The sequence below is a fragment of the Rhabdochromatium marinum genome (assembly GCF_016583795.1).
Classification (GTDB): Bacteria; Pseudomonadota; Gammaproteobacteria; order Chromatiales; family Chromatiaceae; genus Rhabdochromatium; species Rhabdochromatium marinum.
Genome location: NZ_NRRS01000056.1, coordinates 1 through 24,064 on the forward strand (window position 1 = coordinate 1; position 24,064 = coordinate 24,064).

Annotated in this window: 22 protein-coding genes; 10 read left to right on the forward strand and 12 right to left on the reverse strand. The window is 61.2% G+C overall.

The features are described 5' to 3' along the window. Nucleotides 1–225: 225 nt before the first annotated feature. On the reverse strand, nucleotides 226–1,275 hold the full coding sequence (locus CKO36_RS13900; RefSeq protein ID WP_200284755.1) for an SAM-dependent methyltransferase: 1,050 nt from the start codon (nucleotides 1,273–1,275) through the stop codon (nucleotides 226–228). Nucleotides 1,276–1,494: 219 nt separating this feature from the next. Between CKO36_RS13900 and CKO36_RS13905 the strand changes: the two genes are divergently transcribed. From CKO36_RS13905 to CKO36_RS13925, 5 genes are all read left to right on the forward strand, one after another. Continuing rightward, entirely contained in the window at nucleotides 1,495–2,781 is a 1,287-nt protein-coding gene (locus CKO36_RS13905; protein WP_200284756.1) for an alpha-amylase family glycosyl hydrolase, read from the forward strand. A 149-nt stretch (nucleotides 2,782–2,930) separates the two neighbouring features. Continuing rightward, nucleotides 2,931–4,661, forward strand: a complete 1,731-nt coding sequence (locus tag CKO36_RS13910) for a DEAD/DEAH box helicase (RefSeq protein WP_200284758.1) — start codon at nucleotides 2,931–2,933, stop codon at nucleotides 4,659–4,661. 21 nt (nucleotides 4,662–4,682) lie between these two features. Further along, the gene (locus CKO36_RS13915) at nucleotides 4,683–5,069 is read left to right on the forward strand and encodes a DUF4124 domain-containing protein (protein WP_200284760.1); all 387 of its coding nucleotides are present in this window, start codon (nucleotides 4,683–4,685) and stop codon (nucleotides 5,067–5,069) included. An 86-nt stretch (nucleotides 5,070–5,155) separates the two neighbouring features. Next, a complete protein-coding gene (locus CKO36_RS13920; protein WP_242469621.1) occupies nucleotides 5,156–6,169 on the forward strand; it encodes a TolC family protein in 1,014 nt (337 codons plus the stop codon). 10 nt (nucleotides 6,170–6,179) lie between these two features. Further along, nucleotides 6,180–6,959 (forward strand): efflux RND transporter periplasmic adaptor subunit, encoded by a 780-nt coding sequence (locus CKO36_RS13925; RefSeq protein ID WP_200284762.1) that lies wholly within the window; start codon nucleotides 6,180–6,182, stop codon nucleotides 6,957–6,959. Between the two features lie 11 nt (nucleotides 6,960–6,970). On the opposite strand, the gene der is transcribed toward CKO36_RS13925, so the two are convergent. The 8 genes from der to ndk form a co-directional block, all read right to left on the reverse strand. Then, a complete protein-coding gene (gene der / locus CKO36_RS13930) occupies nucleotides 6,971–8,380 on the reverse strand; it encodes a ribosome biogenesis GTPase Der (RefSeq protein WP_200284763.1) in 1,410 nt (469 codons plus the stop codon). Nucleotides 8,381–8,403: 23 nt separating this feature from the next. After that, a complete protein-coding gene (bamB, locus tag CKO36_RS13935) occupies nucleotides 8,404–9,648 on the reverse strand; it encodes an outer membrane protein assembly factor BamB (RefSeq protein WP_338053485.1) in 1,245 nt (414 codons plus the stop codon). Between the two features lie 12 nt (nucleotides 9,649–9,660). After that, nucleotides 9,661–10,389 carry a YfgM family protein gene (locus CKO36_RS13940; protein ID WP_200284765.1) on the reverse strand — a complete coding sequence of 243 codons (729 nt, stop codon included), beginning with the start codon at nucleotides 10,387–10,389 and terminating at the stop codon, nucleotides 9,661–9,663. A gap of 15 nt (nucleotides 10,390–10,404) precedes the next feature. After that, on the reverse strand, nucleotides 10,405–11,691 hold the full coding sequence (hisS, locus tag CKO36_RS13945) for a histidine--tRNA ligase (RefSeq protein WP_200284767.1): 1,287 nt from the start codon (nucleotides 11,689–11,691) through the stop codon (nucleotides 10,405–10,407). Between the two features lie 97 nt (nucleotides 11,692–11,788). Continuing rightward, nucleotides 11,789–12,913: a helix-turn-helix domain-containing protein gene (locus CKO36_RS13950; protein ID WP_200284769.1), complete on the reverse strand. Its 1,125-nt coding sequence runs from the start codon at nucleotides 12,911–12,913 to the stop codon at nucleotides 11,789–11,791. 35 nt (nucleotides 12,914–12,948) lie between these two features. Continuing rightward, nucleotides 12,949–13,674 carry a type IV pilus biogenesis/stability protein PilW gene (gene pilW, locus CKO36_RS13955; RefSeq protein ID WP_200284771.1) on the reverse strand — a complete coding sequence of 242 codons (726 nt, stop codon included), beginning with the start codon at nucleotides 13,672–13,674 and terminating at the stop codon, nucleotides 12,949–12,951. 56 nt (nucleotides 13,675–13,730) lie between these two features. After that, entirely contained in the window at nucleotides 13,731–14,819 is a 1,089-nt protein-coding gene (gene rlmN, locus CKO36_RS13960; protein ID WP_200284773.1) for a dual-specificity RNA methyltransferase RlmN, read from the reverse strand. A 27-nt stretch (nucleotides 14,820–14,846) separates the two neighbouring features. Next, a complete protein-coding gene (gene ndk, locus CKO36_RS13965; protein ID WP_200284775.1) occupies nucleotides 14,847–15,275 on the reverse strand; it encodes a nucleoside-diphosphate kinase in 429 nt (142 codons plus the stop codon). A gap of 185 nt (nucleotides 15,276–15,460) precedes the next feature. Here ndk and CKO36_RS13970 point away from each other — a divergent pair, with 185 nt between their 5' ends. The 3 genes from CKO36_RS13970 to CKO36_RS13980 all read left to right on the forward strand — a co-directional run bounded on the left by CKO36_RS13970 (nucleotide 15,461) and on the right by CKO36_RS13980 (nucleotide 18,483). Continuing rightward, the gene (locus CKO36_RS13970) at nucleotides 15,461–16,420 is read left to right on the forward strand and encodes an acetyltransferase (protein WP_200284777.1); all 960 of its coding nucleotides are present in this window, start codon (nucleotides 15,461–15,463) and stop codon (nucleotides 16,418–16,420) included. Nucleotides 16,421–16,443: 23 nt separating this feature from the next. Next, nucleotides 16,444–18,114 (forward strand): glycosyltransferase family 39 protein, encoded by a 1,671-nt coding sequence (locus CKO36_RS13975; RefSeq protein ID WP_242469622.1) that lies wholly within the window; start codon nucleotides 16,444–16,446, stop codon nucleotides 18,112–18,114. 147 nt (nucleotides 18,115–18,261) lie between these two features. Then, nucleotides 18,262–18,483, forward strand: coding sequence for a hypothetical protein (locus CKO36_RS13980; RefSeq protein ID WP_200284779.1), 222 nt, complete (start codon nucleotides 18,262–18,264; stop codon nucleotides 18,481–18,483). Between the two features lie 104 nt (nucleotides 18,484–18,587). On the opposite strand, the gene CKO36_RS13985 is transcribed toward CKO36_RS13980, so the two are convergent. Further along, nucleotides 18,588–19,217 carry a cytochrome c3 family protein gene (locus tag CKO36_RS13985; RefSeq protein ID WP_200284781.1) on the reverse strand — a complete coding sequence of 210 codons (630 nt, stop codon included), beginning with the start codon at nucleotides 19,215–19,217 and terminating at the stop codon, nucleotides 18,588–18,590. Beyond that, nucleotides 19,210–20,754, reverse strand: coding sequence for a multiheme c-type cytochrome (locus CKO36_RS13990; protein ID WP_200284783.1), 1,545 nt, complete (start codon nucleotides 20,752–20,754; stop codon nucleotides 19,210–19,212). Before CKO36_RS13990 ends, CKO36_RS13985 begins: the two co-directional genes overlap by 8 nt. 289 nt (nucleotides 20,755–21,043) lie before the next feature. On the opposite strand from CKO36_RS13990, the gene CKO36_RS13995 reads away from it, so the two are divergent. Beyond that, complete coding sequence (locus tag CKO36_RS13995; RefSeq protein WP_242469623.1) at nucleotides 21,044–22,387, forward strand: cytochrome c family protein; 1,344 nt, start codon at nucleotides 21,044–21,046, stop codon at nucleotides 22,385–22,387. Between the two features lie 94 nt (nucleotides 22,388–22,481). Here CKO36_RS13995 and CKO36_RS14000 read toward each other — a convergent pair whose 3' ends face one another. Beyond that, complete coding sequence (locus tag CKO36_RS14000; protein ID WP_200284785.1) at nucleotides 22,482–23,075, reverse strand: Uma2 family endonuclease; 594 nt, start codon at nucleotides 23,073–23,075, stop codon at nucleotides 22,482–22,484. 480 nt (nucleotides 23,076–23,555) lie between these two features. Here CKO36_RS14000 and CKO36_RS14005 point away from each other — a divergent pair, with 480 nt between their 5' ends. Then, the gene (locus CKO36_RS14005; protein WP_200284787.1) at nucleotides 23,556–23,951 is read left to right on the forward strand and encodes a hypothetical protein; all 396 of its coding nucleotides are present in this window, start codon (nucleotides 23,556–23,558) and stop codon (nucleotides 23,949–23,951) included. Nucleotides 23,952–24,064 lie beyond the last annotated feature (113 nt).

Below are 24,064 nucleotides of genomic sequence, written 5' to 3' on the forward strand. Positions count from 1 at the left end.
ATTCGACGAAACACCTGATGCGCTTCTTTGAGCAGCCCCTCAATGCTGAGATGCTTGCGGCAAAACGGCGTGCTCATCAGCACCACCCTCGCAATCTGACATTGAACGATGCCGGCCAGTCTACCGAATCAGCGCCAAAAGTTTACGAAAAACTTTTTTTGAGCCTGGGCCAACCTGCTGTTGTTACGCCGAAAATTTTTTCGGCGGGAATTGCTGTGTTTGCTCCTACTGTGGTGTATCGCGCTCAAACAAATAATGCCCCACCCACCATTCCTGCCCGGCGCGAAAGCCGAACAACTCTGCACAGGCCATGAAAAACAGCCGCCAGCGCATCCACCAGCGGCGGCTTTCAGCACCATAGGTGCGCTCAAACAGTGCCATCACCGGCGCCTGGCGGGCATCCATGCGCACCAGCCAGGCATTGAGCGTGCGCTCGTAATGCCGTCCGTCCCAGCGCCACTGCGCGCGCAAGTGCAGCCGCGACTGGAAATGCAGCGGCAGAGCATCGTGCGGCATGATGCCACCGGCAAAGAAAAACCGCGTCATCCAATCGTCTCCGCCCCGGTCTTCAAACAGGTAAGGATGCTCGCGGTGACAAAAAATATGCATAAAAAAGCGCCCGGCAGGGTTCAGCCAGTCATGCACGCGGTCAAAGAGCAGAGACCAGTTGCGCATGTGCTCAAACATCTCAATCGACACCACGCGATCGAAGGTGCCCGGTGCCTGAAAGTCGTTCATGTCCGCCGTCAGCACCTGCAAGTTGTTCAGCTTCAAGCGCGCGGCTTCCTGATCAATTAAGGCTTTCTGGGAATGGGAATTGGACACGGCGACAAAGTCGCTGCCAGGAAAGCGCGCCGCCGCCCACAGACTGAACGAGCCCCAGCCGCAGCCGAGTTCCAGCACCCGCTGGCCATCACCAATGCCGGCCCGCTCAGCGGTTAAGGCCAGCGCGGCCTCCTCCGCCTGCTCCAGGCTCGTCACCCCTTGCGGCCAGTAGCAACAACTGTATTTACGCCTTGGCCCCAGCACCTGAGCGAAAAATTCCGCCGGCACCTCATAGTGCTGTTCATTGGCGCTCTCCGTGCGCTCCGCGATAGGCGAAGCACGCATCAGGGCCAAAAAATCCTGCTGCGCCTGAGCTACCGCCGCGCAGTCATGCAGCGGCAGCGGCTTCAGGGTATCGCGCAGGCGCGAGCGAATGCCGGCCCGCAGCAATGCATCCGGCAGCCAACCGCGCTCGGCCATGGCAATCAGGGTGTTGACAAGACTGGACATCACAAACCTCCCGCCCGACAGGGCTTGGTGACGCTTCGATTCCCAAGACGCTGCGGCCTAATTGCGGCACAATTACAGCTTCACTAAAACAGCTGCACTAACAGCTTCACTAGAGTGCCGCCGTGCGGGCACCTCTGTCCACCATCTCCGGCCAGACAGACGACCTGCCTCGCGCCACGCCGGCCCCACTCCACGGCCACCTGAGCTTCAACAGCCGCCATGATCATCTACAATCTCTTTCCTCGGCTCGCCGGTCAGTTTCCGGACTGGACGCCACATTTTGAACGTGCCGCTGCGATGGGCTTCGACTGGATCTTCGTCAATCCCGTGCAAACGCTTGGCGAGTCCGGCAGCCTGTATTCCATCAGCGACTACTTTGGCATCAACCCGGCCTTTGTCGATCCTGACACCGATAGCAGCGACGCAACGCAACTGCGCGCCGCCTGTCAGCGCGCCGAACAGCTGGGATTGCGCATGATGACCGATCTGGTCATCAACCACTGCGCCATCGACAGCCCGCTGGTCAAGGAGCACCCGGAATGGTTCGTGCTCAAGCGTGGCAAGCCGGCCAATCCGTTCTGCCTCGAACCCGATGGCAGCAAAGTCATCTGGCACGACCTGGCGCAGTTCGATCATCGCAAATCGAGCGACAAAGCCGGCCTGCTGGACTACTTCACCCGCGTCGTTGAACATTTAATCGAGCTCGGCTTCCAGGGCTTTCGCTGCGATGCCGCCTATCAGCTGCCAGCGGACTTCTGGCGCCAGCTCATTGAGCGCTGCCGCGCCAAGCATCCCCAGGTGGTCTTTGTCGCCGAAACCCTGGGCTGCTCGCCCAAGCAAACCAAAACCACCGCCGGTGCCGGCTTCGATGCCATCTACAACAGCTCCAAATGGTGGGATTTCAGTAGCGCCTGGCTGCTAACGCAATACAGCCTCACCCGCGCCATGCTCGGCTCCATCAGCTTTCCGGAAAGCCATGACACCGAGCGCTTGTTCAGCGAGACCCATGACAATCTCAACGCCATGCGCCAGCGGTATCTGTTCGCCGCGCTCTTCTCCAGCCATGTCATGATGCCGATGGGCTTCGAGTTCGGCTTCCGCAAGCGCCTGCATGTGGTCAACACCTGCCCGCAGGACTGGGAAACGCCGGCCATCGATCTCAGCGACTTCATCACCGAACTCAACACTCTGAAAGCCCACAGCCAGGTGTTTAGCAGCGAAGGGCCGATTGAGCCCCTGCATCACCCCAACGAGGCCATCCTGATCTTGCACAAAACCGCCGCGCAAGGCGATGCTGAAGCCCTGCTGATTCTGAACAAGGACCTCCACAACAACCAGCATTTGCATATTGATGATCTCTATGCGCTGATCAAGAGTCCACCGCCGCTCTATGATCGCTCCCCTGACTGGCCCATGGACTATCTGCCCACGCCCTTTGAGTTTGACCTGGGCCCCGGCATGGCGCGCATCCTCACCACCGAGGCGCCCACCGACCGCTCTGACTGAGTCCTCGATCACCACCAGCCCTCAGCCCAAAACTCAACCCAGCATGGCGCGCCACCGGTCGCACAGCGCCGATTCGCAATGCCGGATCGGCGCACCTGGAGTATCCTTAGTCTATTTAGTTGCTTCAGCCTTGTGACGGCATTTCTCCCATGGATCATCTTCCAGACTCTAATTCCCCAGCGCCCGGCTTTGCCGAGCTTGGTTTGTGCGAACCTGTCTATCGCGCCGTAGCCGGACTCGGCTATGAAACCCCAACACCGGTACAAACGCAGTGCATCCCGCACCTGCTCGAAGGCCGTGATCTGCTCGGCCAGGCGCAAACCGGCACCGGCAAAACCGCTGCCTTCGCGCTGCCACTGCTGTGCCGCATCCAAACCGATCAGAACCTGCCCCAGCTACTGGTGTTGACCCCAACGCGCGAACTCGCCCTGCAAGTGGCCGAGGCCTTTCAGGACTACGCCCAGCATCTGAGCCAATTTCATATTCTGCCCATCTATGGCGGGCAGAGTTACAGCCTGCAAATCCGCCAGCTCAAGCGCCACCCGCAGGTCATCGTCGGCACCCCAGGACGGGTGATGGATCACATGCGACGCGGCAATCTGATGCTCAATAAGCTGCGCGCCATTGTGCTTGATGAAGCCGACGAAATGCTCAACATGGGCTTTGCCGAAGACATCGACTGGATTTTTGAGTCCTGCCCGGACGGTCTGCAAACCGCCCTGTTCTCCGCCACCATGCCAGAGGCCATCAAGCGGGTCGCGCGCGAGCGCCTCACCGATCCCATTGAGGTGCGGGTGCGCGCCTCGGCCGAGACGGTTGACACCATTGATCAGCATCACTGCATGGTCGCGCGCGGGCACAAGCTCGATGCCCTCACCCGCCTGCTGGAGATGGAAAATTTCGACGGCATGGTGATCTTTGTGCGCACCAAAAATGCCACCACCGAGCTGGCCGACAAACTCAAGGCGCACGGCTTCGCCGCCGAGGCGCTGAATGGCGACATGAACCAGGAACTGCGCGAGCGCACCATCGGCCGGCTCAAGGACGGCCAGCTCGACATCCTGATCGCTACCGATGTCGCCGCGCGCGGGCTGGATGTGGATCGCCTCAGCCATGTAATCAACTACGACATCCCCACCGACCCGGCCGCCTATGTGCATCGCATCGGCCGCACCGGTCGTGCCGGGCGCACCGGGCGCGCCATCCTGCTGATCGAGCCGCGCGAACGCAGCCTGCTGCGCGCCATTGAGCGCACCATCCGCCGCAGCATTCCGGCCATGGATCCGCCCTCGGCCGCCGCGCTCAGCGCCTCGCGCATTGAGCGCTTCACCGAGGATCTGCGCCAAACCTTAAGCGAGCAGGATCTGGACTTTTTCTACCGCCTGGTGGCACGCCTGAGCAAGGAGCAGGAACTGGATCCGCTCGACATGGCCGCTGCCCTGTGCTTTTTGCTTCAGCGCGAACGCCCGCTGGAAGTAGAGGAAAAGCGCCTCAGCCCGCCGCCGCGCGAGCGTGATCGGGAGCGCCAGCGCCCACGTGAGCGCGACGGCGCCCGCGAGCGCCCACCACGGCGCAATCAGCAAGACGAACAGCTGACCAGCTACCGCATCGAAGTCGGCCACAGTCACGGCGTCACCCCACGCGAAATCGTCGGTGCCATTGCCAACGAGGCCGGTCTGGATGGTCGCAATATCGGCCGCATTGACATTCGTGATGATTACGCCATTGTTGATCTGCCCCCTGGCATGCCCAAAGACATTTTCCAGCACCTGCAACGTGTTTACGTCTGCGGTCAGGCCCTGAAAATTCGCGAATCCACCGAGCCGCCCAGCCGCCCGCGCCCCAGCAAACGCCGCAACAACGGCCCGCGCGGACGCTGATATGGAATCAGGAGTGCCCTCATGTCGAAACAGCCCGTCCGCCGCTGGGGCCACCGTCTCGCCCCCCTGATCAGCCTGCCGGTCAGCCTCGGCCCTCTGCTGTCATGGCCGCCGCCGGCTGCGGCGCAACCCTCGGTCTATCGCAGCGTCGATGCCCAGGGCCGTGTCAGCTTCTCATCCACACCGCCGGCCGGTGAAAACCTTCGCGAAGTCGAGAGCATCCAGCTGCCGCCAGGACCAAGTGAAGCCAATCGCCAGGCGGCCGAGGCCCGCGCTCGTGACATCCAGCAAGCCGTTGATGCCTATGCGCAGGAACGTCAGGCCGCCCGGAAAGCGGCGACTCAGCCGGAGGCCTCGGGCAAAGCCTCCGGCGCAGCCAAGTCAGACAATGCACAGCTCAATGGCTAAACCTTGACGCCTGAGCAACGCCAACAGCTGCAGGCCGTGCAACGCCAGCGCATTGAAGCCGCCCAACAAGGACGTGGAGCCAGCGAATGATCTCTCTCCTGACACGACAACCCATGCCGTTACTGGTGCTCATACTGCTGACCTGGCCGCTGGCGCTGCCTTCGGTCTACGCGGCGCAAGATCAAGACACCCCGGTGCTGAGCGGATCCGATCCGCTTAGCCTTGAGCAGGCGCTGAGCTTTGCTGACCAGCACCCGCGACTGAAAAACCCCGCCGCCAGCACGCGCTTTCCGCGCCGCCCGGCGCTCTTCGTCGGTTGTCATGATCTGGCCTTTGCCGGTGCGCGCGCGGGTGAAGAGCGCCGCAATCAAGCCTGGTCCTCGCCGCTGCTCAGTGCTGAGGACGCCCAGCGCCTGGAGGTGATGCAGCGGTTTTTCGATGTGTTGCTGGCGGATCTGAGTTTTGCACATGACAACGAAGCCATGGCTGTCGCCTTCGTGCAGCTTGATCGTGCCCGTGCCCGGGCGGAACTGGGGCAATTCTCCCCCCTGCAAGTCGCCAAACTGGATGCCGACTATCAAGCGATTCGCCGCCAGCGCGCCGCCAGTGAGAGCACCCAACGCCTGACCCGCGCCCTGCTCGCGCAGGCACTGGGACATCCGCAAACACTGCCAGAACACTTGACGCCACCCAAGCCACCTCCAGCGGATCAAGCTATACCAACGCTTGCCGAGGTGATCGCCGCCGCGCAGCAACACAACCCCCAGGTGCGCGCCCTGTCCAACGAACCACAGGACGCGGCCGCCACCGCCCTGCTCGCTATGGACCTGGAGCAGGCGGCGCTCGAACTCATCACCCGTCTGCAACTGCTCGGCCTGATCGCCGAGCAGGTGGACACCGAAGCGCGCTGGCGTGACCTGAAGCTCGATGAAAGCCGCACCCTGTATGAACTCGAAGCCCAGGCCGATCTTGGGTTTTCCATGAGTCAGCAGACCCGCGCACGCCGCGACCAGGAACAGGTGGCACTCTGTCAGGCCCTGACACGCGCCGAACTGGCTGCCCTGCAAGGACAATCCCTGATCACATCCACATCCGACTGAGCATCTGCCGATGACTGTGCCAATCTGTTTGCGGCGGCTGAGCCTGGCCGCGCTCCTGTGTCTCAGCCTGCCCGTGCAGGCGCTCCAGATGAACGGTCGGCTCGAATGGGTCCAGCGGGTTGAGCTGCGCGCCCTCGATGATGGCCAGGTTAGCGCCGTCCTGGTCAAACCCGGGCAGCATGTGCAGCAAGGCGAGGTGCTGCTGCGCATGGACGCGCGCGCAGCCGAGGCGCGCCAGCAGGCCGCGCACGCCCAGGTTGCTCGCGCCCAGGCCGAACTGGCCGATGCCCAGCGCGAACTGGATCGCACCCAGGAGCTGTTCGACCGCGGCCTGATCGCCATCGAAGAACTCAAGGACGCCGAGCTCCAGCAGATCGCCGCCACGGCCGAGGTCGCCGCCGCGCAGGCCGAGGCCACCGCCGCCGAGGTTGCGCTTGAGCATACCGAATTGAGTGCTCCCTTCGACGCTATCGTGGTGGAGCGCAACGTCGAACAGGGCGCGCTGATTTACCGCACTCTGCAACCGCGCCCCCTGCTTGCGGTGGCCCCCAACGACCGGATGCTGGCCCGCATTCTGGTCACCTCCGATGTGTTGCGCCGCTATCGCCCGGGCGAGGCGGCCAAGGTGCGGGTGCGTGGTGAACTGCGTGACGCTGAGATCTACAGCCTGGGTGTCGAGGCGGTGCGCATCGACCCCGACGGCGCTGTCTATGAGCTGGATGTCATCTTCGCCAGTGACCCGGACAAAATCCTGCGTCCATCAGAATTCGTGCAGGTGATGCTGCCCTAAAGCTCAGCAGCTCAGCGTTTGCGCCGGTTCACAAACTGCTTCAGGCGTGCGCGATGGCGCTGCTGGCGCGGGGTGAGGGTGTTGCGCTGCCCGGCAAAGGGATTGCCACCACTTTTGAACTCCAGCCGCAGTGGCGTGCCGCGCATGCCCAACTCGGTGCGAAAGCGATTGATCAAATAGCGGCGATAGCTGTCAGGAACCGCCTCGACCTGATTGCCGTGGATCACAATCAAGGGCGGATTGCGTCCGCCCTGGTGCGCATAGCGCAGCTTAATGCGGCGCCCCCGCACCAGGGGCGGCTGATGTTCGCTGACCAGGTCGGCGAGCAGACGGGTCAGCAGCGGCGTGGGCAGATCGCGCGTGGCGCTGGCATAGGCCCGCTCCGCTGCCGCCAGCAAGAGCCCGACGCTTGATCCGTGCAGCGCCGAGATCTGAAAGCGCTCGGCAAAGTCTAGAAAGCCGAGTTTGCGCTCATAACCGTCCTTGATTGCCGTGCGTTCCGCTGCACTCAGCCCATCCCATTTGTTCACCGCTACCACCAGCGCCCGCCCGCTGTCGATCACCTGTGAGGCCAGGGTCGCATCCTGCTCACCGATCCCCACCCGGGCATCGAGCAGCAAAATAGCCACATTGCAGGCTTCAACCGCCTGCATGGCCTTAATGAAGCTGTACTTTTCAATCAGCTCAGTGACCTTGGCACGCCGGCGCAGGCCAGCGGTGTCGATCAGGGTATAGGCACGCCCTTCAGCCTCAAAGGGAATAAACACCGCATCGCGGGTGGTGCCGGGCACATCGCTGGCGACCATGCGTTCCTCACCCAGCAAGCGATTGATCAGGGTCGATTTACCAGCATTGGGCCGACCGAGCACCGCGATCTGAATGCCCTGATCCGCTGATGCGGACTCAGCGCCGGGACCGACGGCTTCAGGTTCCGGCCAGGTCGCGCTGATGTGCTCCAGCAGCTGCACCACCCCACGTCCATGGCTGGCGGCAATGGGCTGGGGATCCCCCAGCCCAAGGGTATGAAAATCCAACAGCGCCCGGTCCGGATCGAGACGATCCACCTTATTGACCGCCAGGGTAATCGGCTTACCGGTGCGCCGCAGTTCGGTAGCAATCTCCTGATCACCGGGCAGACAGCCGTCGCGGGCATCGACCAGAAACAGCAGATGATCGGCTTCCTCAATTGCCAGGCGTACCTGGCGCTCGGTCAGCGCCTCCAGAGGGTCGCGCCCGCCGGACAGGCCGCCGGTATCGACCAGGATATAGGGCCGTGGGCCCAACTGGCCCCGACCATACTGGCGATCACGCGTCAGGCCTGGGTAGTCCGCAACCAGCGCATCGCGGCTGCGCGTTAAACGATTGAACAGGGTTGATTTGCCGACATTGGGGCGGCCCACCAGAGTGATGACTGGAAGCATGGCTGGAAGCATAATGGGCAGCCTCAGGTGCCAGAGACTTTGGTTGCAGCCGGGGCGGGCTGCACGCGCCCGCGGGCTTGCAAGGCCGCCACGGTGCCATCGTTGGCATAGACAAACACTCGTCCATCCGCCACCACCGGGCGATGCACAATACGATCCTTTGCCACCCGTTCACGCGCCAACAGCCGACCATCGGCGCGGTTAATCCAATGTACCCAGCCATCGACATCCGCCACCACCAGCTGATTGCCCAGCAGCGCCGGTGCGGTCAAGCGCCGGTATTTGAGCGCATCCTGTTTCCACAAGCCCGTGCCATCCGTCACCGTTGCTCCCCAGAGAATGTCGGACGAATCCGTGACAAACAGGGCATTGGCATCGGCTACCAACCCGGCATGAGCCGATAGCTCACGGCGCCAGAGCACGGTTCCAGTGACTCGATCCACAGCGGCCAGATCGCCGTTGTAGGTTGCCACATAGATCAGATCGCCGACCACGACCGGATCGGCATCAATATCCGCAATGCGCTCCAGCTCGCTGCGTCCGCTGGACGGGGTGATGGTGATTTCCCAATTGGGCGCCCCGCGCTCCAGCTCCAAGCTCACTAGGCGCCCACCGGCGATGCCAACAATGGCACTATCCCCGGCCATCACCGGCGAACTGCTGCCATGCAGCGTCAGCACCGGCACCGGATAGTTGTAGCGCCACAGCTGTTCGCCGGTGGTGGCGGAAAGCCCGTAAACGCTGTCATCAATGGTATGTACAATGACGCGCTCCCCGGCAATACGCGGCGTCGAGAGCACTTCGCTGCCGAGCTGGACGCGCCAGCGTTCACTCCCATCGCGTGCCGAGAGCGCAATCAGCTCGGCATCGCTGGTGCCCAGCACCAGCAGATCGCCCTCAACATCCGGCCCGCCACTGAGGCGCAAATCGGTTTCCCGCTCCCAGATCACCCGTCCGTCACGCTGCGACAGCGCCGCAACCCGACCACGACCATCCGCCACATAGAGCCGACCATCACGCGGCACAGGGCTTAAATTCAACGCCCGGCCGTCGGTTCCCTTGCCAATGCGCGTTTTCCACAGGATGTCAGGCGTCAGTTGTTGAGAAAACTTCTTATCCAGCGGTGTCGGCGGTGTTGGATCTTTTTCACCGCTCACCCAGGGCAGCATGCTACAGCCGCTAAGGTTGGCAAGCAGCGCAAGCAGCATAACGACAGCGACGCCCGGCAGGCGGCGCGGAGTGAACCAGCGGCGGCGGTTTATGAGCACTTGTGATCTCCCTCAAGAGTCAGCTGGCGCCGGCAGATCCTGCAATTTCAGCCGAATCAGTTGAGCGGCGGCGGCATTGCCGGCCAGAGCTTGCTCATAGGCGGTGCGGGCATCCTCAATGCGCTGCTCGGCCAGGGCGATATCGCCCCGCAGGGCGGCAAAATCTGCTGCGTAACTCTGGTCCCCATCATAGCGCTTGATCACATCTTTGGCAGCGTCATACTCTTGGGTGGCAATCAGGACTCGCGCCAGGCGCAGGCCCGCCAGAGTTTTCAGCAGTGGTGTGGGAGCCTGTTGCATGGCGCTGCGCAGGATTTCGGCAGCCGCTTCAGCTTCTCCTTGATCCACCTGCGCCTTGGCAACCGCCAACTGACCAAAGAAGGCATAAGGCGTGGAGGAATATTCGTCACTGAGACGCGCCTGTTGCTCGGTGGCCAGGGTGATCAGCGGGTTTGCATCAACGCCAGAGTCAGCATCAGCCGCATCGGCATCCTCATCAGCATCTGCCTGATCGGACGGCGTGGGGGGCGGAACGACCGCCGCCTGGCTGACCGTCACCAGTAGTTCCTCGAACGCGAGCGAAGCCTGTTGACCGATCTGTTCCTGATAGTTGGTCCAGGCGCGCCAGCCATAGATGGCAGCAAGCCCAATGGCCACGCCGGAGATGACGGCAATGCCGTTTTCTTTCCACCACTTTTTGATGGCTTCAGCTTTTTCTTCGTCGGTTTGCAAATCGACCATGGGTATTCCGTAGGTTCAGGTTGAAGCAATGTCTGTTGATGGCTGTTGTGCGTTCAGATAGCTGGATAACTCGGCAAGCGCCAGGGTCTGCTGATCAGCCTGGCCGCGCAGCGGCTTGACACTGATGCGACCGCTGGCCAGTTCATCATCGCCCAGCACCAGCGCAAAGCGCGCCCCGCTGCGATCAGCCTTCTTGAATTGACTCTTGAAGCTACCGCCGCCGCTGTGGCACAGCAGCCGCCAGCCCGGCAGTTGCTCGCGCACTTGCTCGGCGAAGAGCACGGCCTGCGCCTCGGCCTGTTCGCCAACCGCCACCAGATAGAGATCCGGTGCATCGGCGATCTCCTCGGGCGTGGGCGAGCTGAGTTCCAATAATCGTTCCAGACCCATCGCAAAACCAATGGCCGGAGTGGCGCGCCCGCCCAGTTGCTCGACCAAGCCATCGTAGCGACCGCCAGCGCATACCGTGCCCTGAGCGCCCAGTGCATCGGTGATCCACTCAAAAACGGTGCGATTATAGTAGTCGAGTCCACGTACCAGACGTGGATTGATGCGCACCTCCAGACCGGCCCGCTCCAGCCCCCGGCACAGGGTATTAAAGTGCGCGCGCGCCTCAGTGCCGAGATAGTCAAGCAGGCTTGGCGCGGCGGCAATTAGCTCCTGTACGGCGGGGTTTTTGCTGTCCAGAACCCGCAGCGGATTCGTGCTCAAACGCCGCTGGCTGTCGTCATCCAGTGCCTCGCGATGGGTTTCCAGATAGGCCACCAACGCCTCGCGGTAGCGCATCCGCTCGGGCAAATCCCCCAGGCTATTGAGTTCCAGATGCAAATCGGTCAGGCCCAGGGCCTCCCACAGCCGGCGGGTGAGCAGAATTTGTTCCAGATCAATATCCGGGCCAGTGAGGCCGAAGACCTCAACACCGATCTGATGGAATTGCCGATAACGACCACGCTGAGGGCGCTCACGCCGAAACATGGGGCCAAGATACCACAGCCGCTGCGGCTGACTGAGCAAGCCGTGCTCGATGGCGGCACGCACGCAACTCGCTGTTCCTTCCGGGCGCAGGCTGAGATGTTCCCCACCGCGATCCTCGAAGCTGTACATTTCCTTTTCGACAATGTCGGTGACCTCGCCGATCGAGCGCCGAAACAGCCCGGTCGGCTCCACTAACGGCATGCGGATTTCCCGGTAACCATAGCGCGCGAGCAAGGCGCGGGCGCGGTCTTCCAGCCACTGCCAGCGACCGGTGTCGCTGGGGAGAATGTCGTGCATACCGCGCACGGCACGGATCTGTTCAGCCATGTGAAATCTAAATCTGCAAACTTAAAAAATAATGCTGAGCGAAGGCAACAGGGAGCCTGCGAGCCTGCGCCTTTGCGGAATTGGAAGCGTATCTCGCTTAGAGGGTGGCAGGATCAAGATCGAAGCGTGCGACATTACCGCGCGCCACCGCTTCGACATCGAAGGGTTCACCATCCACCGTCAAGGCAACCGCCGCCGCGTTACCGAGAATGATCGAATAGGGTGCGCGGCCACCCAGCACCTTGCGATCACCTTTGTTCATTTCGCCGAACAGCTTAAACTCGCCAGTGGAATCGCGCACATCAACCCAGCAGGGGCCGGTGAACAACATGGTGATTTCTGCCGCATCAGAGTTGCTAGCATCGGCGACTGGAGCCTCGGAGTCGGCATCGCCCGCTGGGCTGGCTTCAGGGTCAGCCGTCGCGGCACGGCTGGCGAGCAAACCAATCGCCACGTCTTCCTGATCGCTGGGCAAGGCGCCTTCGTTGGTGCCTTCGTTGGTCTCCGGCGTTGCTGCGGGGCTGGCATCCGGGGTTTCGTCGCTATCCTCAGGTGCCAGTTCAGATGGCGCACCGGAATCCTCGGCAGCGGCAGCCGCCTCCGGTGCCTGCGCTGACTCAGCCCCGCCCAGTGCCCCTTCAGCTTCGGAGGCACCAACGACAGGCTGCACATCAAGCGGCCGGCGTGGCAACACCGGCTGCGGGGCTGTATTCACGTTCGGTTGCGTAGCATCCTCTTCAGCGGCAGACGGCGACGACAACTTGGCCAGGAACTCGCTGCCACCTAGGCTCGTCCAGCTAAACCAGGCGGCCGCGCCAAGCGCGATTACCACCACAGCAGCCACCACTGGCCCAGAGATGGACTTATTACTGGGTTCCGGGCGCTTCATGCTAGACAACGCCAGATGGCTGCTGGTACTGGAGGGCTGCAAGCGCCGATAGTTATCCAGCAGCGGAACGGGGTCGATACCAAGCAAGCGTGCATAGGCGCGCAAGTAGCCGCTGACGAAGACTTCGCTCGGCAAGCCGTCGTAATGATCGGCCTCCAGCGCGGTGATGGTACTGCTCGACAGGTGCAGTTCTGAGGCCACCTGGTCGATGGTGATTTCGGCATTTTTACGCGCGAGTTGCAGCTGCCGCCCCGGACTATCGTGCAAGGGGTCAGGAGTATCGGTATGGAGTTCAGGCGTCAGTTCGGGCGCCGCTTTGTCGAGGCTTTGCATGGATTAAGGCCGCAGGCAGGTTGGAAATTTCTGAGTCAGGGAGTCAGTTCCATAATCTCGGTGGCATCGGGAAAGCGCTGGCGCAGCGAGGTGGCGAGCTTCTTGGCGGCGGCTGTGTTGCCCAGCGCCTGCTCGATACGCACCGCCAGCAGGAGCGCTTGGGGGGTGGCCGCATTGCCCGCCCCAACATAGCGCCCCATGTAGCCGCGTGCCGCTTCAGCCTGGCCATTGGCCAGACTTTGCCTGGCCAGGCCCAGCAGCGCAGCACCAAAGGCAGGATTTTTTTCCAGCGCCTGACGCCAGTAACGCTCAGCCGCCGTGGCATCGCCAGCCCGCTGGGCACAGTCAGCGGCATTGGTGAGTGCAACCTCTGGGGAGGCATACAGCGGTTTGCTCAGCGCCAGTTGAAACTGCTCATCAGCCTCCTGGTAGCGCTGCTGCTTGCACAGTACCACGCCCCAGGCGTTGCGATAGTCGGGATTTCGCGGATCAAGTTCAACCGCTTTGTGAAACTCTTTCTCAGCTTGTTCGTGCTCACCAATACGTTGATACACAATCGCCAGAATATAATGCGCACGTGAGCTGCTGCGATCTTCGCGCACGGCGGTTTTCGCGCGCGCCATGGCGACATTGACTTCGCCACGCTGCAAATAAGCGGCCGCCATGTTGACGTAGAGATCGGCGGGACTTTCCTTGATCGTGCCCAGCTCTACTTGCAAGTCGTGATCATCAATGCCGTCATCGTCGCCGATGGGCAGCATGGTATTGCAACCGACACTACATAGGGCACTCAGGATCACCCCTCCCAGCGCGCGTATCATGCCGCTGGCCTCGCATAGTCAGCGTCAGGCGCGCCGCGCGCGAGGCTGCGCCGGCGATTCTCGACCCGACCCACCAGCTGACCGCAGGCAGCGGCAATGCCATCGCCGCGCGTCTTGCGCGTGGTAGTGACCAGTCCGGCCCCGATCAGACGCCGACGAAAGGCATCCACCCGCTCCAGCGGACTGGTGGCAAAGTCACTGCCCGGAAAGGGGTTGAAGGGAATCAGGTTCACTTTCGAGGGCACGCCCTCCAGCAGCCGAATCAGCGCCTTGGCATGCGCCAAGCTGTCGTTGACACCATCGAGCATGACATATTCCCAGGTGATGCGCCGCCGTTTGTCCTGGCCCGCATAGACCTTGCAGGCCGCAAGCAGTTCCTCCAGCGGATACTTGCGGTTAATGGGTACCAGTTCATTGCGCAGCGCATTGTCCGGCGCATGCAGGGAAACCGCCAGGGAGACCTCGCTGATCTCCTTCAGGCGATAAATCCCCGGGACCAGCCCGGCCGTGGATAGGGTGACCCGGGTCTTGGCCAGCATATAGGCCAGATCATGCTGCATCACCGCCATGGCCTGAACCACGGCGTCGAAGTTGGCCAGCGGCTCGCCCATGCCCATAAGCACGACATTGGTGGGTGCCTGTCCGGTGCGGCGGGTCGCCGTCCACACCTGACCAATGATCTCCCCCGGCGTGAGGTTGCGGTTAAAGCCTTGCCGCGCCGTAGCACAGAAACGGCAATCGAGAGCGCACCCCACCTGCGATGAAACACAAAGGGTGCGCCGCTTGCCTTCCGGGATAAACACCGTCTCGACTCGTTGCCCATCGGCCAGATCCAGCAACCACTTGATGGTGCCATCGGGCGCTGGCTGTTCAAGCGCCACCTCGGGCAAGGTGGCGCGGCAGCCAGCCGCCAACGACTGCCGCATAGCCAGCGGCAGATCCGTCATGGCGTCAAAATCAAGCACGCCATGCTTATGAACCCACTTAAACAGATTGCGTCCGTGAAAAGCCTTGCCGCCGTGCGCCAGCGCCAAGGCTTCGCAGCCATTCAGGTCGAGATCCAGTGGGTTAATCAAGTCAGTCATGCGGGTAGCAATTACACAGCAGAACGCTTAGCGCGTGCGCGGGCAGACGCCCTCGGGAAAGAAGAACGCAATTTCAGTCGCCGCCGTTTCTGGAGCATCGGATCCATGCACGGCATTCTCAGTAAAGGAATCGGCAAAATCGGCGCGAATGGTGCCAGGTGCTGCCTGAGCCGGGTTGGTGGCGCCCATGATCTCACGATTGCGCGCAATGGCATCCTCGCCCTCCAGCGCCATGGCCAGCACCGGCCCGGAGGTCATGAAACCGACCAGCTCGTCGAAAAAGCCCTTGCCCTGATGCACGGCGTAAAAGGCTGTAGCCTGTTCCTGCGTCATGTGCAGCATGCGGGCGGCGACAATGCGCAGACCCGCTTGCTCGAAGCGCGCGCAGATGGCGCCGATGGCATTCTTGGCAACGGCATTGGGTTTGATGATGGACAGGGTTTGCTGGACGCTCATTAAAGACTACTCCTGAAGGGGGGTGTTAGAAATCAGCCCACAAGTCTAATCGGGAAAGCGCCTGAAAATCCATCGGTATGCGCGAAATCCGCCTCGAAAACCGTGACAGACGCCTTCAGGTTCGCGACAATTAGCCGTTTTACTGCATGATACGCGGCGCGCCGCCGGCTCGGAGACAGGCTGTTATGACCGATTATGACCTCTTTAATGGCGACGCGGATGGTCTCTGTGCGCTGCAACAGCTGCGCCTGGCCGAGCCGCGCGACAGCCATCTGGTCACCGGCGTGAAGCGTGACATTACCCTGCTCAAACGCGTCACACCCGCGCCCGGTGACCGCCTGACGGTGCTGGATATTTCCCTCGACAGCAATCGCGACGATCTGCTGCGGGTGTTGGAAGTCGGTGCCCAGGTGCGCTGGTTTGACCACCACTATGCCGGCGCGATTCCCAGCCACCCGCAGCTTGACGCCCATATTGACCCCTGCCCCGATCAGGGCACCAGCCTGCTGGTGAATACCTTTCTTGGCGGACGCTTTCTACCTTGGGCGCTGGTGGGCACCTTTGGCGATAATTTCGACGCCCGGGCCGAGCCACTAGCCAAAGCCGCCGGGCTGTCCGCGCAGGACACCCAGGCGCTACGCGAGCTGGGCATTCTGCTCAACTACAACGGCTATGGAGCTCAGGTCAGCGATCTGCATGTCGCGCCGGATGAGCTGTTTCGACGTCTGCATCCCTACACCGATCCGCGCGAGTTTATCGCCACCAGCGACACCTTCAGCCAGCTGCGCGCGGGCCATGCGGAAGACATGGCGCATGCTCAGGCGCTCACACCCAGCCTTGAGACGCCTCAGCTGGCGCTGCTGCACCTGCCCGCCGCGCCCTGGGCACGCCGGGTCAGCGGTGTGCTCGGCAATGCCCTGGCCCAACAGGCGCCCGAGCGCGCCCATGCGCTGCTGACTGAACTCGCCGACGGCGGCGGCTATCTGGTCAGCGTGCGTGCACCACTGGCACGCCCGGACGGTGCCGATGCGCTGTGCCGTCAGTTCGCCACGGGTGGCGGACGCAAGGCGGCGGCTGGGATCAACCGGCTGCCAGACAGTGACTATGAAGCGTTCGTCGCCGCCTTTCGCGCCGCCTTTACCTGATACAGCTGCCCCAGGTTTCTCCAATGCCCCATCGCAACGCTGCTCGACGCGCCATGCCCAATCAGCACGCCTGGCGCTGGCCGCTCGCAGTGATCGTGCTGATCAGCCTGTGGCGCCTAGCCATTGCCGCCACTGTGCCAGTGACTCAGGACGAGGCTTATTATTTCGACTGGGCGCGCACCCTGGCCTGGGGCTATTTTGACCATCCGCCCGGCGTGGCGCTGCTGGGCTGGGGCACGGTGCTGGCACCCGGTTCTGTGCTGGCTGCGCGTCTGGGCGGCTGGCTGGCCGGCACCCTGATGCTGCTGGTGCTCTGGCGCCTGCTATGGCGCTGTGGTCTGCGCGATCAGACCGCCGTGCCCGGCAGCTTGAGCACGGCCTTGCTGCTAACCGGCGCCAGTCTGACCGGTGTTGCCGCCGGGGTGCTGACCACCCCCGACACAGCGCTGGCGCTGTGCTGGGTGCTGGCACTGCACGAGGGGCTGGCCGCACTCTCCGAACAGCGTTGGCGCTGGCTGAGCACCGGCGCGGCGGTGGGCCTGGGCTTGCTGAGCAAATACAGCATGTTACTGATCGGCCCAGTGTTTCTGTGGGCTATTCTGGCAGCGGATGCGCGCGCGCTGCGCACCCGCTGGCCCTATCTGGGTGCCCTGATTGCGCTGCTGCTGTTTGCGCCTAATCTGTTGTGGAATGCCCAGAACGACTGGCTGAGTCTGCGCTTTCAGTTTGGGCATGGATTTTCCACCGAAGTCGGCACGCTGCATCTGCCGGCGGATGCCATTGCGGCCCAGACGCAGGCGCCTGCCACATCCAGCGCGCCAGCCGCCGCACCGCAACCACCAACATCAGCCGCCGCACCAGCACCGGCGCTGTCTGAGCGCCTGGCCAGCGTCGCCGCTTTTGCCGGCACTCAGTTGGCGCTCCTGGGTCTGCTGACCGTGCCGCTGCTGCTAGCGGCCGTGCGCCGCATGCGGCGCGCGCCGAGCGAGATCAAGGCCCTCTACCCCTTATCCCAACCAGCACGCACGCTGCTGCTCGCCGCCGCACTCTTCCCGCTGCTCCTGTTTGCCGTGCTGGCCAGTTTCAGCGAGGTGGAGCCCAACTGGCCAGCCATGTACTTGCCCACTGCGGCGGCCTTGCTGGCGGTGTGGCTGCGCCCGCGCCCCGGCGAGCTGATAGCCGCCGCGCTGGCCAATCTGCTGCTGCTCAGCCTGTACAGCGTCCATGCGGCCACCGCCGCCCTGCCCCTCGGTGACGGGCAGAATCGCATCCTGCGTGAAACCCACGGCTACCGCGAACTCGCCGCCCGGGTTGCGGAGCTCCCCGGCCCGATACTGGCTGACCGCTACCAGCTCGCCGCCATGCTGAACTTTTATCAGTCGCGCCATCAGGTTGGGCAGTGGCCGGGACTCACCCGAGCCTCGGAGTATTCACGCGGGCGAATCGCCCCTCTGCCGGATCTGGAGCAATTGCACACCTCCGGCTTCTGGCTGCTGTCAACCAAGGCCGCTCCGGTGCAGCTGCGCGGTTTCACCCCGGACGTCTCACAAGAGTTCATCGATTGCGCGGGTGCGCCCCTGCAGGAAGCGCCGCCTGCATCTGCATCCTTCAGCGTAGCCTCGGCAACCGCTCAACCCTGCGCGCATCCCCTGCATCGCTGGCATCTCACGCACTACCACAGCCTCCATCCCTGAGGCCCGCAACGGCTCGGCGCTACAGAAAATTTTGCGAAAGTGTGATCGATCGCACGTCGGTGCCTTGAAAATCTATTCCACTGTATTAGAATATACTAATAGAAGAACTTAATTTTAACCAACCGGCACGCAGCCAAGAGCGCGATTATGATCAATTGCAACAGCATGCGTGCAGCCATCCTGCTCTCAGGCGGATTACTGCTCGCTGGACTTTTCCTGGGTGGCATCGCCATAACAACGCCCCTGCATGTCCCAACCAGCTATGTCTCGCTGATCCTGGTGCTGACCAGTGGCGCGATGCTGGCCGCGACCTTCGTCGTCGCCATACTGCCAGGCGTGGCACAACGCTTGGACGAATGCCAGCACTGAGCATCCATGCAGCCCTTTTGTGATTCTTCCGTGTGACCTTGGAGCGCCGCTTGACTGGGGCGGCGCCCCTGGCCCTCAAGCTGACTGATCGCCTCAGCACAGCCTCAGGGTTCGGCCAAAATCTCCGCCGCCCGGCCCGGCTCCAGCCCAAATTCCTCCTCCACCAACTGATTCCAGGCTTCACGCTTGAAGGTCTGGCGCTCCGGCACTGGCCGATGCACCAGATTCACATGGCAGTCGATGCAGGTCTTGCCTTGGGCATCCTCCTGGTGAATGGCCGCCGTATTGGCCCGGGTGCCCAAAATCGCTTCCTGGGTATGACAGCGCTTGCAGGTGGCTGAATCGCGGGTGCGAAACCAGTCGCGCGCGGCAAAGGCGGCTTCCGGCAGATGCAGGGCGTTGACCACCGGGTCGTCATAATCCGGTCCGAACAGCTGCTTGATCAGATCCTTGGTACCCACCGCATGGTCGTAGGTGGCCATGATGATGCCTTCCGAGACATGACAATCCCCGCAGCTCGCGCGCACCCCGGAGGGCGAGTTGTAATGCACTGACTGGCGGTAGAAATCATCCGCGTAGGTCATGGAATGACAGGACAGGCAGAACTCGTTGGAGCTGGTGAAATGATCAAACTCCAGCAGAAAGAACATGAACACCACGCCGCCGACACTGCCGGCCACCAGCGCGAACAGCACATGGCGGGTGATAAACAGCGGAGCGCGCAGCTTAATCATCGCCACCTGCCTCGATGCGGCTGTCAGCCTCCGCATCGGATGGCGCTGCGACAGATTCAGCCTCTGGTTCTGATTCCGGTTCCGGTTCCGGTTCCAGTTCTGGCTCGGGCGGCGGCATCCAGCCCAAGATGGGGTTGGCAGCCTCGGGTTGCGCCAGCCACTGATGATGCGCGCTGGCCTCCAGTACCGGATCAATCAGCTCGCCGGCCGCCTCCCCGGCCACCGCCCGCGCCTGCGGCAGAAAGCGGCTGTAGAAGTTGCGCCCGACCAGATACATCCCCTCCCACCAGGCATGATTGGGACTGGCCATGGCGGCGCCATGACGGGCGCGCGCGCCCTCGTCATGCCACAGCTCCCAGTAGGTAAACTCCAGCGGCTCATCGAAGGGCAGCGGCGTCAAAAGCTGGTGTTGATACAAGGCTTCCATGATGGCCGCAGCGGGTTCGCCAAACTTACCGTTGTAGAGCTCGACGACCGCGTCGAACTGATCCATAAAGCTCGCGGTAAAGGTCTTGCTATGGCATTCCAGACACACCAGGCTCATGATCTGGCGCCGTCGGTCGGGACCGGCCACCACCTTAACGATGCCGGTGGTGCCGTCCGCCTTGGTCAGCTCAGTGCCGCGTTTGGGCGGCTTACTGTCGGCGGGCAACTCCAGCTTAGCCCCGTCTTCCAACACCACCAGATATTGCTGCATCGACACTGGCGTATTCAGACTCCAGACATTGCGCAGCCCCACATCATGGGTGGCGGGAATCTTACCGGCCGCGCCCATGTGGCAGGTCACGCAGGTTGGCGCAGCGGTGTAGTCCTGGCCGGCCACCCAGGTATCGGCATCCAGGTTCATCGCTGCCCGCTGGGCTTTATAGAGCATACCGTGCTTGGAGGCCTCGAAGACCTCCTTGTCCGGGGAGTCCGGGCCGGAGTGACACCGCACGCAGGCCTCCGGCTCGCGTGCCTGGGCCCTGGAGAAAGCATGGCGACCATGGCAGGACGAACAAGAGCCCTTGGAGCCATCCGGATTGATGCGCCCGATGCCGGAATTCGGCCAGGTGGCCGAATCCAGAGTCCCGTCGCCGCGCACCTTGACCCGCGAGCCGTGGCATTGATCGCAGCCCGCCGCCTGCATGGCGGCACCAGTGAGCTGGTGCGCCAGGGCCGGCACCCGCGCATCGATCATGACATGCGCCTCAGCATGCACCGAGCCGGCCTGTTCCTCAAACTCAGTCTGATGGCAACGTCCGCAGTCCTGGGGCGAAACAATGGTGGCAATCACCTGACCTTCATGAGTCATGGCATCCACATCGGCCGGATCCGCCTGATGGCAGTCCATGCAGTTGACCCCCGCCGCGTGGTGCGCACTCTGTCGCCACTGCTCGGTCAATCCCGGTGAGGCCTTGCGATGACAACTGATGCAGTTGTCGCCCTCAGGATGCCCCCATTCGCTCGCATCGAGCGTGACCTTGGCCGCCGGCGCTGGAGTGGCCGTCATCAAGGCCGCCACCACTAGCACCAGAAACAAAATCGGATACTTCATGTGTGTTCCCATCTGATAAATTAGAATATTCTAATTAAACAATATTATTCCAAACCTATCGTGCAACCTTTGCAAACAACAGGATTGATCGAGCGATCAAATTACATCAGGAAGCCCAGTCACTGGCAATCCAGCTTTATTGATCTGGGCCATGTTTCCATGCACCATGCGCATGGCATGATGCCATGGGTTGCCTGGCTGACCGTACCCGGAGTCAGCCTGACCTTGATCGCAAGATATCTTATAGATAACAGGCACTCATACCATCCTTAGGGAGTATTTCATGATCATGACTCGAATTTACCGCAGCCAATGTCTGATGCGAGCACCGGCGCTGGTGCTCATGTTTCTGTTAAGCCTTGGCGCAACCGCAATGGCGCAAGACAACACGACCAAAGACAGTGCTGAAGACAGTCAAAACATCCACCACCAGTCCGCCCATCTGTGCGCATCCTGCCATCAGGAAATCTATAAACAATGGAAAGGCTCGATGCACGCCAACAGCACAGCCTTAAGCGATCCCATCCATGGCACCTTCTATAAAAAAGTCGTCGGAGACCCGACGAAAGAAGGCGTCATGCACAAAGCCTCGGGTAAATTCCCCATCTGTCTGCAATGCCATGCGCCCAATGCGGCCATCGACAAAACGACCAAGCTTGATGCCATGCCGGCCTATGAGGAAGGTGTCAATTGCGTGGCCTGCCACACCCTGGCGCAATACAATGGCGTCGAGGGCCAGGATGGCAAGCTGATGCTGGGGCTGAAAGCTTATGACATCTCGGACAAGCTGCAAGGCCCATCGGGCATGAACAATGCACTCGCCGAGTTGGCCAGCAGCAGTGACGATCTGTTTGGCGGGGCTGGCGTGGGCACGTCCGATTCGCAGAAACCCAATCCACACTTGGGTGAGCCGGTGGACTATGAAGGCCATGAGATTCCTGCCCTGCCGATGGACGGTAATCCCAAACTGATGAAGAGCTCCGACGCCTGCATGGGCTGCCATGACCAGCGCAACAACCCACATGGGGTTCCGCTGTGCCAGACCGGCAATGAGTACGCATTAAGCGACTCGCAAGTCAACTGCATCGCCTGCCACATGCCCATTGCCGAAGGGCTTGCGGATCACTCCATGGGCGGCGGCCATTCACCGGCTATGCTGGAACGCGCGGTGATCTTCGATCTCGACACCGAAGCCGATGGCGACACACTCAAGACCACCGTCTGGATCAAAAATCAGCTCCCGCACTCCATGCCCACCGGCGCCCCCTTCCGCAATGTCTACCTGAAGGTCAGCGCCTATGACGACCAAGGCACGTTGGTATGGGAGAGCAGCGAGGATCATCCCAGCACGGGCGATCCACAGGCGTACTTCTCTTATGCCATAACTGACGACGAGGGCAAGCCTGCCATGCCACCAACAGCCACCAAACCCGGCGAGGACACCCGGCTTGGCCCGCATGAAGAACGCACCCTGGTGTATGAAATCCCGGCCAAGACCGTGGCCCTGGTGCGTGGCGAGCTGTACTACAACTTGCTGTGGCCCACGCTGGTGGAGAAATTCACCCATCTGCCCGAGGATCTCACCGATCCAGTGCTGATCGCCGTTGCCGAAAACCCCATCGACGCCGACTAAACCCGATCAGGTCCCGATCAGGCCGCGCCGACACCGGCGCTAGCCGCCTGATCGGATGCCGGCAGAGGCCGGGCGCACGCCCGGCCATTCCCTATCAATCCGGCTTCACAGCCGACCAAAAGCCCTCCGCCTGCACCACTTTCGGCATCAGCCGACCGCTCGGTCCCGAGCGCATCACCACCTCCACCACACAGTCAGGCAACTCAATCGGACAGGTTTCGCGGTGAAAGTCGCCAACTTTGCGATAGTCGCCATCAATCAACCGATAGACCTTGGCTTTGGCGGACTGGGGATAGAGCAAAATGTAGTAGCCGACACCCTCATCGCGGTAAAGCTGAAACTTGGTCTGCTCATCGCGCCGGGCGGTTTTCGGCGAAAGGACTTCGGCAATTAGCGCCGGCGCGCGGGTGATGCGTTCACCATCGAGCGGATGGCAGACCACCAGGATATCCGGGCGAGTGACAGTGTCAGCGGAGAATTCGACATCAATCTCATAAAAGACTTCGCACTTAGGGCATTGGTCGAAGGCCTCATCAAATTGGCGCTGCAAACGTCGGGCGATACGCTGATGGGTCACCCCGGACGAGGGCGCCATTGCCAGAGGGATGCCGTGGATCAATTCCCAATCGCCTTCCCAGTGGCGATAATCATCTAACGTGTAATATTCGAGCAAGGCAACGGCGGACATGGCAGTTTCTCCGGATGGTCCTGTTTCAGATCGCTCGCACACTGAGGCTCAAAACGCGCCGCCCAGCTGACCACAGTCATCATGCAGAAAAGCCAATCCCAGAACAAGGCTTGACCCCGGCAGCAGGTGAGCTATGCTTTGGTGACATTTAACACTGAAGCGATAGCTGCCACGATGCCAGATTTCAAGATCGGGATACTGGCTGTTCGCCTGCACCCTGGCGTCAAAGACACCCTGCGCAAAGCCACCGAGCGCGAGCGGTGCAGCCAAAGGCCGCCGTTGTCGGTATAGTTCCGACTGAACGCTTGCGGATTTTTCCGTCGAATTAAGGTTTACGTGCCCTGATGCGCAAAAACCATCCAGACGATGTCGCCGGTTCCTTAGTGATAGGCAGATTCTGTCTAGTACCAATAGCATAGACTCTGCCTAGCATACCGGATCGACATTCTGCCTAGTTAACTGTTAGGGCAAAAACCATAAATGACTGACGATACTTTGGAAAATGCGGTGTTCAGAAATCTCAACGAAGTAGGTGAGGCTTTGTATTACCTAAATGCCCTGGTAGGAATGTCAAAGGCGAAAAAAGAAAACAATATATTATTTTTGCGGTTAGCTTCGGATGCTCTTAAAAATGACATGATGTCTCATTTAATGAGGGTCTTGGATAAAACAAAGAGCACTGGTTCTTTTTGGTACATATACAAAAGGAAAAAAGGAGCAATAACTGAAATTATTAAGGAACATCAAATAGACTTCTCATTACTGGAAAGGCTTGCCGATAAACATCATATCAACCACATCAGAAATAAATCGCATTTTCATATTGATAGGAACTATGCATACAGCCCTTTTAAGGTGATGCAACTCATTGTATAATATGGATATTATTTCTAGAGTTGGAGTTGACAACCGATGTTTGATGATGTTCTCAACCGGTTTGCTGAACGCGCGCCTGCCACGGTCATGGTACGCGCTCTGCTTGAGCGATT

What these genes read in the sequence shown, in the direction of transcription:
- CKO36_RS13975 (WP_242469622.1), top strand. Translation starts at nt 16,444, where the DNA reads ATGCCCCATCGCAACGCTGCTCGACGCGCCATGCCCAATCAGCACGCC.
- pilW (WP_200284771.1), bottom strand. Translation starts at nt 13,674, where the DNA reads ATGCTGCCCATCGGCGACGATGACGGCATTGATGATCACGACTTGCAA.
- CKO36_RS13985 (WP_200284781.1), bottom strand. Translation starts at nt 19,217, where the DNA reads ATGATTAAGCTGCGCGCTCCGCTGTTTATCACCCGCCATGTGCTGTTC.
- CKO36_RS13950 (WP_200284769.1), bottom strand. Translation starts at nt 12,913, where the DNA reads ATGCAAAGCCTCGACAAAGCGGCGCCCGAACTGACGCCTGAACTCCAT.
- hisS (WP_200284767.1), bottom strand. Translation starts at nt 11,691, where the DNA reads ATGGCTGAACAGATCCGTGCCGTGCGCGGTATGCACGACATTCTCCCC.
- CKO36_RS13980 (WP_200284779.1), top strand. Translation starts at nt 18,262, where the DNA reads ATGATCAATTGCAACAGCATGCGTGCAGCCATCCTGCTCTCAGGCGGA.
- ndk (WP_200284775.1), bottom strand. Translation starts at nt 15,275, where the DNA reads ATGAGCGTCCAGCAAACCCTGTCCATCATCAAACCCAATGCCGTTGCC.
- CKO36_RS13940 (WP_200284765.1), bottom strand. Translation starts at nt 10,389, where the DNA reads ATGGTCGATTTGCAAACCGACGAAGAAAAAGCTGAAGCCATCAAAAAG.
- CKO36_RS13905 (WP_200284756.1), top strand. Translation starts at nt 1,495, where the DNA reads ATGATCATCTACAATCTCTTTCCTCGGCTCGCCGGTCAGTTTCCGGAC.
- rlmN (WP_200284773.1), bottom strand. Translation starts at nt 14,819, where the DNA reads ATGACTGACTTGATTAACCCACTGGATCTCGACCTGAATGGCTGCGAA.
- CKO36_RS14000 (WP_200284785.1), bottom strand. Translation starts at nt 23,075, where the DNA reads ATGTCCGCCGTTGCCTTGCTCGAATATTACACGTTAGATGATTATCGC.
- CKO36_RS13900 (WP_200284755.1), bottom strand. Translation starts at nt 1,275, where the DNA reads ATGTCCAGTCTTGTCAACACCCTGATTGCCATGGCCGAGCGCGGTTGG.
- CKO36_RS13910 (WP_200284758.1), top strand. Translation starts at nt 2,931, where the DNA reads ATGGATCATCTTCCAGACTCTAATTCCCCAGCGCCCGGCTTTGCCGAG.
- der (WP_200284763.1), bottom strand. Translation starts at nt 8,380, where the DNA reads ATGCTTCCAGTCATCACTCTGGTGGGCCGCCCCAATGTCGGCAAATCA.
- CKO36_RS13925 (WP_200284762.1), top strand. Translation starts at nt 6,180, where the DNA reads ATGACTGTGCCAATCTGTTTGCGGCGGCTGAGCCTGGCCGCGCTCCTG.
- CKO36_RS13920 (WP_242469621.1), top strand. Translation starts at nt 5,156, where the DNA reads ATGATCTCTCTCCTGACACGACAACCCATGCCGTTACTGGTGCTCATA.
- CKO36_RS13915 (WP_200284760.1), top strand. Translation starts at nt 4,683, where the DNA reads ATGTCGAAACAGCCCGTCCGCCGCTGGGGCCACCGTCTCGCCCCCCTG.
- CKO36_RS13990 (WP_200284783.1), bottom strand. Translation starts at nt 20,754, where the DNA reads ATGAAGTATCCGATTTTGTTTCTGGTGCTAGTGGTGGCGGCCTTGATG.
- CKO36_RS13995 (WP_242469623.1), top strand. Translation starts at nt 21,044, where the DNA reads ATGACTCGAATTTACCGCAGCCAATGTCTGATGCGAGCACCGGCGCTG.
- CKO36_RS14005 (WP_200284787.1), top strand. Translation starts at nt 23,556, where the DNA reads ATGACTGACGATACTTTGGAAAATGCGGTGTTCAGAAATCTCAACGAA.
- CKO36_RS13970 (WP_200284777.1), top strand. Translation starts at nt 15,461, where the DNA reads ATGACCGATTATGACCTCTTTAATGGCGACGCGGATGGTCTCTGTGCG.